Origin of the sequence: Methylophaga sp. UBA4204, assembly GCF_002379485.1 — a bacterium.
In the GTDB taxonomy this organism is placed as follows: domain Bacteria; phylum Pseudomonadota; class Gammaproteobacteria; order Nitrosococcales; family Methylophagaceae; genus Methylophaga.
In genome coordinates, this window is the sequence record NZ_DFTU01000066.1 from 12,676 (window position 1) to 20,992 (window position 8,317).

Below are 8,317 nucleotides of genomic sequence, written 5' to 3' on the forward strand. Positions count from 1 at the left end.
GGTTCGTATTGTTGTAACTTTTCCAGCTCGGTCAGTGCTGAACCAATCAGATCGTAAGCCGCACCATGCTCCTGCTCAAATAAATTATGCAGAGTTGATTCGCTGGTATGGAGAAGTTGAGCAGCATGTGCAAGCTGTTGCTGGTCCTGTAGCAGTAAGTTGATGCTCTCGTCTGTCAGTGCCAACGGTTCAAGCTCACTGACCTGATAGTTTAATAATTCCTGACGTGCAAGTTGCTGTTCAGTTTGCTGACGGATTGCAGCCAGTTGCTGCTGAATTTTTTGCCACTCGGCATGGGCTTGTTTTAATGATTTAAGCAGGGCTTTATTGTTAGCGACAATATCCAGAAGTTCGCGCTGAGTCTCCGTCCGTAACAAGGATTGGTGTTCATGCTGTCCATGAATATCAACACTTAATTCACTGATATTACGTAGTTGGGTTAATGCAACCTGTCGGGCATTGATATACGCTTTGGAGCGACCATCACGGCTGATTGTTCGGCGCAGATGACATTGATCTTCATCATCAAGTTCTTGTTCTTTAAGCCACTGTTGAAGCGGCAAGTTACTGCTGATATCAAAACTGGCTTCTATTTCAGCACGTTCACTTCCATGGCGTACCATATTTGAATCAGCACGATCCCCCAGTACCAGACCAAGGGCATCCACCAGTATGGATTTACCGGCCCCGGTTTCACCCGTTAGTGAAGTCATGCCGGATTTAAAAGTTAAGGATAAATCTTCTACCACCGCCAGCTGGCGAACAGTTAACGCTATCAACATGTCAGTTTTCGGCCCCATTCCAGTTTGGCACGCAAAATTGAATAATGATCATGATCTTCAAGATGCAGTAAATCTATACGGTTTAGATGACGCTGAATTCGGACAGTATCGCCAGGTTTAAGCTCGTGGCCAGGACGTCCGTCACAAGTGACCATTGCTGTGGTAATGTTATTTTCACTTAATGTAATGTCAATAATGCTGCTGCCCGCAATCACTAGAGGACGATTGCTCAAAGTGTGTGGACAAACTGATGCTAACACCACCGCATCCAAATCAACATCAAGAATCGGACCTCCCGCTGACATGGCATAAGCGGTTGAGCCGGTGGGCGTAGCAACCACTAATCCATCAGCACGTTGGCTGTTTAAAAACCGTCCATTGATATGGGTTTCAAATTCAATCATATGTCGGCTTTGATGTGAATGCACCACTACATCGTTCATGGCAATGCTAATTGGATCTTCAGCATTATTCAGGTGGGCTTGTAATAAAAACCGATTGTCATGCCGATACTGGCCGTCAAGAATTCGACCTAACTGAGATTGCAGATTATTCAGGGTGACATCAGCTAAAAAACCCAGCCGGCCAACATTTACGCCAACAACCGGTAAATCAAATCCTGCCAGGGCTCGTGAGGCAGATAGCATGGTGCCATCCCCGCCAATCGCTATAGTTAAATCACATTTTGAAGGAAACTCTGCGATCGAAATAACTTCCAAATCAGGTAAAAAACTTATCGGCTCGTTGCAAAATACCTGTAACTCTCTGGATATCAGGAATTCATTTATTTGAATTACAGCAGTTTCCAGGACAGGATCATCCTTACGGATGAACAGGCCGATACGTTTAAATGTGTTATTCATCATCGAATTTGCATTTGAGTTTTATCAAAAAATAGTCAGCTGATGGTAATGGTTTTGTCATCAAATCCAAAGCAAAATTGACCGCTTAATAAAAACTCGGTGAACGTTACTATCTCTGAGTCTTATAGATGCTAGAATATGTCGATTTAATCCAATCAATCAATGAGGATACACATGGCGACTGAACGTACTCTGTCAATTATCAAACCGGACGCGGTAGCAAAGAATGTTATTGGTGAGATTTACTCACGTTTCGAGAAAGCTGGTCTGTCTATCGTAGCAGCCCGTATGGTGCATCTTACACAGCAGCAAGCTGAAGGCTTTTACGCGGAACATAAAGAACGTCCATTTTTTGGCGATTTGGTGAGTTTTATGACTTCTGGCCCTGTCATGATTCAGGTTCTGGAAGGTGACAATGCGGTTATTACTCATCGCGATCTGATGGGTGCAACCAATCCTGCTGATGCGGCACCTGGCACCATTCGTGCTGATTTTGCGCAAAGTATTGATGAAAATGCTGTTCATGGTTCTGATTCTGCTGAAAGTGCAGCACGTGAAATTGCGTATTTCTTTACTGATGATCAATTGTGCGCTCGCACACGCTAATCAATAACTGATGGCAACTGCACTGACCAATCTGCTTGGTCTGGATCTGAAAGGTCTGGAAGGGTTTTTCATCGAAATCGGTGAGAAACCCTTCCGTGCGCGTCAACTTTTACAATGGATTCACCAATATCGTGTCACTGATTTTGCCCAGATGAGTAATCTGAGCAAATCGTTGCGCGAAAAACTGAGTCAGATTGCCGAGATACGCGTACCCGAATTGTTACACGAGCACATATCCACTGATGGAACCCGTAAATGGATCATCAAAATGGATGGTGATAATTCCATTGAAACGGTATTTATTCCGGAAAATGGTCGTGGGACTTTATGTGTGTCCTCTCAAGTGGGATGTGCCTTAACCTGTACTTTTTGTTCAACCGGTCAACAAGGTTTTAATCGCAACCTCAGTGCTGCCGAGATTATTGCTCAGTTGTGGATTGCCAATGAGGCTTTAGGTAAAGACCCCAAAGGCAATCGAATGGTCACCAATGTGGTGATGATGGGCATGGGAGAACCGCTGACAAATTACAATAATGTGATTTCAGCGATGAATCTTATGCGTGATGATTTGGCATATGGTATTTCCTGGCGACGGTTAACATTGAGCACCTCAGGTGTCGTGCCAATGATTGATCGTCTGAAAGAAGATTGCCATGTCAGTCTGGCCATATCATTACATGCTGCGAACGATAAATTACGCAGCGAGATTATTCCGTTAAACGATAAATACCCGATTGCTGAATTATTAGCGGCTTGTAAACGATATGTGACGGGTGAGCAATTGCGTCGCCACATCACAGTTGAATACGTGATGCTCGCAGGAATTAATGACTCGGAAAAGGATGCACGGGATCTGATCCGGATTTTGAAAGGCATACCGAACAAAATCAATCTCATTCCATTTAACCCCTTCCCGGGCACCGATTACCAGTGCTCTTCAAAAAATGTCATTAATCGTTTTAAAGAGCAGTTGATCGCGGCCGGTCTGGTTGCGACTGTACGAAAAACCCGTGGTGATGATATCGTGGCAGCCTGTGGTCAACTGGCAGGCGAAGTTCAGGATAAAACTCGTCGTACTCAAAGATTAGCTGAACGGGAGGTTGTTTTCGTCCGATGAAATCATTTTTGAAAATAGGTTTTCTGGCGACATCAATCATTATGCTTACCGCATGTGGTACAACCGGGCCACGTGAGCATATTGCGCCGGATCCCAAGGCGGCTGAATTGAATATGCAATTGGGATTGAGTTATCTGCAACGTGGTGATTATGAAATCGCCATGGAGAAGCTTAATAAAGCGTTGAAACAAAATCCAAATTTACCCAGTGCTCACAATACTATCGCCTTGCTTTATCAACGACTGGGTGAAGATGAAAAAGCCGAAAAACATTTTAAAGAAGCGGTTAGCAGAGCTCCGGAATATTCCGAAGCACAAAATAACTATGGTGTGTTTCTGTGCCAGCAAGGCAAATATGTAGAGGCTGAAAAGCGGTTTTTAAAATCCGTGGAAAACCCGCTCTATCAAAGTTCTGCCATGGCCTATGAAAACGCTGCACTCTGTACCAGACAAATTCCGGATCTGGTCAAAGCTGAATCCCATTTCAGACGGGCGTTACAGATCAATCCAAATCTGAGTAAATCATTAATTGGGATGGCTGATTTGAGCTATGAACAAAAGAATTACATGCAGGCACGCGCTTATGTTCAGCGTTACAGTAGTGTTTCTCCGTGGACACCACAGGCTTTACTAACCGCGATTAAAACTGAATCCAAATTGGGCAATGAAGACGCCGTATCAAGTTACGAGTTAATTATGCGAGCCCGTTTTCCGGATTCTGATGAAATGCGCATGGTCAATGAAGGTATTTAACGTTTATGACTGAGAGTCATTCAGAAGAACCAAATGTTGTTTCATCATCAGTGGACGTTGGTAGACGACTGCGGGAAGCTCGCGAAGCAAAAAAAATCTCGGTTTCTGATGCGGCAGCCCAGTTGAGGGTGACTCGCAGCGCCATTGTCCATCTCGAAGAACAAGACTGGGATAAGCTGCATGGTCGAACCTATGCCCGTGGTTATTTCCTGAGTTATACAAAGTTTTTGGGGCTTCCACAGGATGAAATGCTGGCAGGTTTTAATATCGAATTCACCGAGACTGATAAAAGAAGCCCATCGGTAGCACCAATTCAACAGATTAAACCTGCAAAATCAACATTCCCCTGGCTGCCTTTGATATTGCTGATTACCGTGGCAGTTTTGACCTGGTTTGCCTACCAGCAATGGCAGGCGACGCAACTTGTACAGAATAATGAGCCGGCAGAGAGAACACTGCTTGAACCATTGGATGAGCCGGAAACCGAGAATAATGTTAATCCTGTTCCAGTGACTGAGTCTAATGATATCAGCCTGGAGGAACAACCTTTATCACCAGATGAAACCGATACATCTGAGCCAACTTTGGATACCGCGGATACCGCCCTCGATGAACCATTTGAAGCTGAGATAACCCCACCTGCAGAAGTTGAAGATGCAGAACCTGCTACAGCAGAAGCTACAACTGAAAAGAACCTTATCATTGGTTTGGATGCAGATTGCTGGGTTGAAGTCAGAGATGCCAGTCAGCAAGTTCTGATTAGTCGTGTGGTCAGAGCAGGTAATACGGTCGAATTGACCGGTACGCTACCTTTACAAGTTTCATTGGGGCAGGCGAATGCCGCTTCTGTCAGATTTGATGGTGATATCATCGATATTACTGAATACACTCGCGGTAATGTGGCTCGATTTACCTTGGGAGAAGATTCTTAATGCAAACTGCTTCACCGATAAAACGTCGAAAATCACGTCAAATTATGGTTGGTAATGTCCCGGTAGGCGGTGATGCGCCGATTGCCGTTCAAAGCATGACCAATACCGAAACAACAGATGTTGCTGCCACTGTTGATCAGATCCAGAGATTACAGAAAGTGGGTGCTGATCTGGTTCGGGTCTCTATCCCTTCAATGGATGCGGCAGAGGCTTTTGGTGCGATTCGTAAGTTGGTGGATATCCCTTTAATTGCCGATATTCATTTCGATTATAAAATTGCGCTGCGGGTGGCTGAGCTGGGTGTTGATTGCCTGCGTATTAATCCGGGCAATATTGGTCGCGAAGATCGGGTGCGGGCTGTTGTCGACAAGGCACGAGATTTTGGTATTCCAATCCGCATTGGTGTCAATGCCGGTTCATTGGAAAAAGAATTACAAAAAAAATATGGTGAACCAACGCCTGAAGCTTTAGTCGAGTCGGCCTTACGCCATATTGATATTCTGGATCGCCTTAATTTCCCGGATTTTAAAGTTAGTTTGAAAGCATCTGATGTGTTCATGACAGTGCATGCCTATCGTCAACTGGCTGACCAGATTGAGCAGCCTTTGCATCTGGGTATCACCGAAGCAGGAAGTCTGCGCAGTGGAGCAGTCAAATCAGCGATAGGTCTAGGTATGCTACTTGCGGAAGGCATTGGCGATACCATTCGAGTTTCATTGGCCGCTGATCCTGTCGAAGAAATTCGCGTCGGTTTTGATATTTTAAAAAGCCTGCGCATTCGCAGCAAAGGAATTAACCTTATTGCCTGCCCATCCTGTTCCAGACAGGAATTTGATGTGATTTCAACAGTCAACGCTCTGGAAGCCAGACTGGAAGATATTATTGAACCGATGGATGTGGCTGTTATCGGTTGTGTGGTAAATGGCCCGGGTGAAGCTAAAGAAGCGGCAATTGGCCTGACTGGCGGTTCACCCAATCTGTTATATCGTGATGGTAAACCGCATCATAAATTAGATAATGAATCATTGGTTGATCAGCTGGAAAAAGAAATTCGTCAACGGATTTCGCTGCGAAGTGAACAACCCGAAAAAGTAATTCCGATAAAGGACATAAGCTAAAGGTGGCAGAGATTATCCGTTCTGTCCGGGGAATGAATGACATTCTTCCGGAAATGACGCCGTACTGGCAAGTAGTGGAAACCAGCCTGAAACAGGTTCTCGATAGCTACGGTTATCAGGAAATACGGTTACCCATTCTGGAAAAAACCGAATTATTCAAGCGGTCTATCGGCGAAGTCACGGACATCGTTGAGAAAGAAATGTACACCTTTGATGATCGTAATGGTGATAGCCTCACTCTGCGTCCAGAGGGCACCGCTGGATGCGTCAGGGCGGCCATGGAACATGGTATGTTCAATCAGCAACAACGACTCTGGTATATGGGGCCCATGTTTCGCCATGAACGTCCTCAAAAAGGCCGCTATCGCCAATTCCATCAGTTAGGTGTCGAAGCCTATGGCTTCAGTGGACCCGATATCGATGCAGAGATGATCCTGCTAACGGCCAGGTTATGGAAAAAGCTCGGATTAAAAGATATTACCCTGCAGATAAACTCGCTGGGCAGTACAGAAGCTCGTATTAAATATCGTCAAAAGCTGGTTGAATATTATCAAGCTAATCATGAGCAACTTGATGAGGACAGTCAACGGCGTTTATTGAGCAATCCTTTACGCATTCTGGACAGTAAAAATCCTGAAATGCAGATGCTTAACCAGGCTGCACCTAAGTTGATAGATTATCTTGATGCAGAGTCAGCTGAACACTTTGAGCAATTATGCGCTACCTTAACGGAAGCCGGAATTGCTTTTGAAGTTAACCCCCGACTGGTCCGTGGACTAGATTATTACGGCAAAACAGTTTTCGAATGGGTAACCGATCAACTGGGTGCCCAGGGAACAGTATGTGCGGGCGGGCGCTATGACGGACTGATAGATCAACTTGGCGGTAAGGCTTCCACTGCGATAGGTTTTGCCATCGGGCTTGAACGTTTGATTTCACTACTGGAAGCGGGTGGAGTACTGCCTGAAATATCCGGGCCTGACGTCTATCTGGTTGCAGTAGGGGATGTCGCCGCCGCACAATCATTATTATTAGCAGAGAGTCTGAGAGACCAACTTCCTCAACTTCGCTTGATTAGCCACTGTGGTGGTGGTAGTTTTAAAAGCCAATTTAAGCGGGCTGATCGCAGCGGAGCGCGCTGGACCTTAATTTTGGGGGAAGAGGAAATGGCGCAGCAAACCATTGGTGTGAAAACCATGGCCACAGGCGAGCAACAGACGTTAGCCTGGTCTGAACTAGCGAATTTTCTTTCTGCTTCGGCATTCAACTAACAGTTAACAAAAATAAGTAGAAATATGACGCCACTAAATATCGCCGAATGGCAATCACTTGATAGACACTATTCCGATATCAAATATCTGTCGATGCGTGAACAATTCGCACTGGATTCAGGACGTTTTGAACGTTTCTCAATTCGCTCTGGGGATTTACTGCTCGACTATTCAAAGAACCGCATTACTCAGGAAACCATCGATAAGCTAATTGCGCTGGCAGATGCGGTTAATATTCAGGAATGGATAGAACGAATGTTTTCGGGTGATCAGATTAATCACACCGAAGGTCGTGCTGTTTTACATACGGCATTGCGCAATCGATCTAATACACCGGTTATGGTGGATGGTCAGGATGTCATGCCGCAGGTCAATGCAGTATTGGACAAAATGGCCGCTTTCTGCGAACAGGTGCATTCTGGTAAATGGTTAGGATTCAGCGGTAAAAAAATTACGGATATCGTTAATATCGGTATTGGTGGATCTGACCTCGGCCCAGCCATGATTTGCGATGCGCTTGAGCCTTATGGTATTGATGGCATTCAGGCCCATTTTGTTTCCAATGTTGATGGTACTGATCTCAGCACAACACTGGAAAAACTGAATCCTGAAACTACACTTTTTGTTGTGGCCTCGAAAACCTTCACGACTCAGGAAACCATAACTAACGCTCAATCAGCACGGAACTGGTTTCTGAAGGCAGCAACTCAGGCTGATGTGGCAAAACATTTTGTTGCCGTATCCACCAATGCTAAGGAAGTTGCCAAGTTCGGTATTGATACTGCCAATATGTTCGAAATATGGGACTGGGTGGGTGGTCGATACTCTTTATGGAGTGCTATTGGTCTACCGATTGCATTGTATGTTGGCATGGGG

The 8,317-nt window shown here is 45.2% G+C and carries 8 protein-coding genes and 1 pseudogene; 7 read left to right on the forward strand and 2 right to left on the reverse strand.

The genetic code is table 11. The features are described 5' to 3' along the window. Positions 1–782 (reverse strand): AAA family ATPase (locus B3182_RS09580; RefSeq protein WP_292752572.1); only part of this gene is annotated, 782 nt, incomplete at its 3' end. Then, positions 776–1,648, reverse strand: coding sequence for an NAD(+) kinase (locus B3182_RS09585; RefSeq protein WP_292399485.1), 873 nt, complete (start codon positions 1,646–1,648; stop codon positions 776–778). The genes B3182_RS09580 and B3182_RS09585, both read right to left, overlap by 7 nt. A 171-nt stretch (positions 1,649–1,819) precedes the next feature. Here B3182_RS09585 and ndk point away from each other — a divergent pair, with 171 nt between their 5' ends. The 7 genes and pseudogenes from ndk to pgi form a co-directional block, all read left to right on the forward strand. Next, the gene (gene ndk, locus B3182_RS09590) at positions 1,820–2,251 is read left to right on the forward strand and encodes a nucleoside-diphosphate kinase (protein WP_292354205.1); all 432 of its coding nucleotides are present in this window, start codon (positions 1,820–1,822) and stop codon (positions 2,249–2,251) included. A gap of 10 nt (positions 2,252–2,261) precedes the next feature. Further along, positions 2,262–3,368, forward strand: a complete 1,107-nt coding sequence (gene rlmN, locus B3182_RS09595) for a 23S rRNA (adenine(2503)-C(2))-methyltransferase RlmN (RefSeq protein ID WP_292354207.1) — start codon at positions 2,262–2,264, stop codon at positions 3,366–3,368. Continuing rightward, a complete protein-coding gene (pilW, locus tag B3182_RS09600; RefSeq protein WP_292354209.1) occupies positions 3,365–4,120 on the forward strand; it encodes a type IV pilus biogenesis/stability protein PilW in 756 nt (251 codons plus the stop codon). The genes rlmN and pilW overlap by 4 nt, the downstream gene beginning before the upstream one ends. 5 nt (positions 4,121–4,125) lie before the next feature. After that, positions 4,126–5,052, forward strand: coding sequence for a RodZ domain-containing protein (locus B3182_RS09605; protein ID WP_292354210.1), 927 nt, complete (start codon positions 4,126–4,128; stop codon positions 5,050–5,052). Beyond that, positions 5,052–6,170, forward strand: coding sequence for a flavodoxin-dependent (E)-4-hydroxy-3-methylbut-2-enyl-diphosphate synthase (ispG, locus tag B3182_RS09610; RefSeq protein ID WP_292354211.1), 1,119 nt, complete (start codon positions 5,052–5,054; stop codon positions 6,168–6,170). The genes B3182_RS09605 and ispG overlap by 1 nt, the downstream gene beginning before the upstream one ends. 2 nt (positions 6,171–6,172) lie before the next feature. After that, the gene (gene hisS, locus B3182_RS09615) at positions 6,173–7,441 is read left to right on the forward strand and encodes a histidine--tRNA ligase (protein ID WP_292354213.1); all 1,269 of its coding nucleotides are present in this window, start codon (positions 6,173–6,175) and stop codon (positions 7,439–7,441) included. A 24-nt stretch (positions 7,442–7,465) separates the two neighbouring features. Then, positions 7,466–8,317 (forward strand): annotated as a pseudogene (gene pgi / locus B3182_RS09620) (glucose-6-phosphate isomerase); the annotation flags it as partial.

Bases quoted from the DNA above. Each gene is read 5' to 3' on its own strand.
- B3182_RS09605 (WP_292354210.1), top strand. From the start codon at position 4,126: ATGACTGAGAGTCATTCAGAAGAACCAAATGTTGTTTCATCATCAGTG.
- pilW (WP_292354209.1), top strand. From the start codon at position 3,365: ATGAAATCATTTTTGAAAATAGGTTTTCTGGCGACATCAATCATTATG.
- ispG (WP_292354211.1), top strand. From the start codon at position 5,052: ATGCAAACTGCTTCACCGATAAAACGTCGAAAATCACGTCAAATTATG.
- rlmN (WP_292354207.1), top strand. From the start codon at position 2,262: ATGGCAACTGCACTGACCAATCTGCTTGGTCTGGATCTGAAAGGTCTG.
- B3182_RS09585 (WP_292399485.1), bottom strand. From the start codon at position 1,648: ATGATGAATAACACATTTAAACGTATCGGCCTGTTCATCCGTAAGGAT.
- ndk (WP_292354205.1), top strand. From the start codon at position 1,820: ATGGCGACTGAACGTACTCTGTCAATTATCAAACCGGACGCGGTAGCA.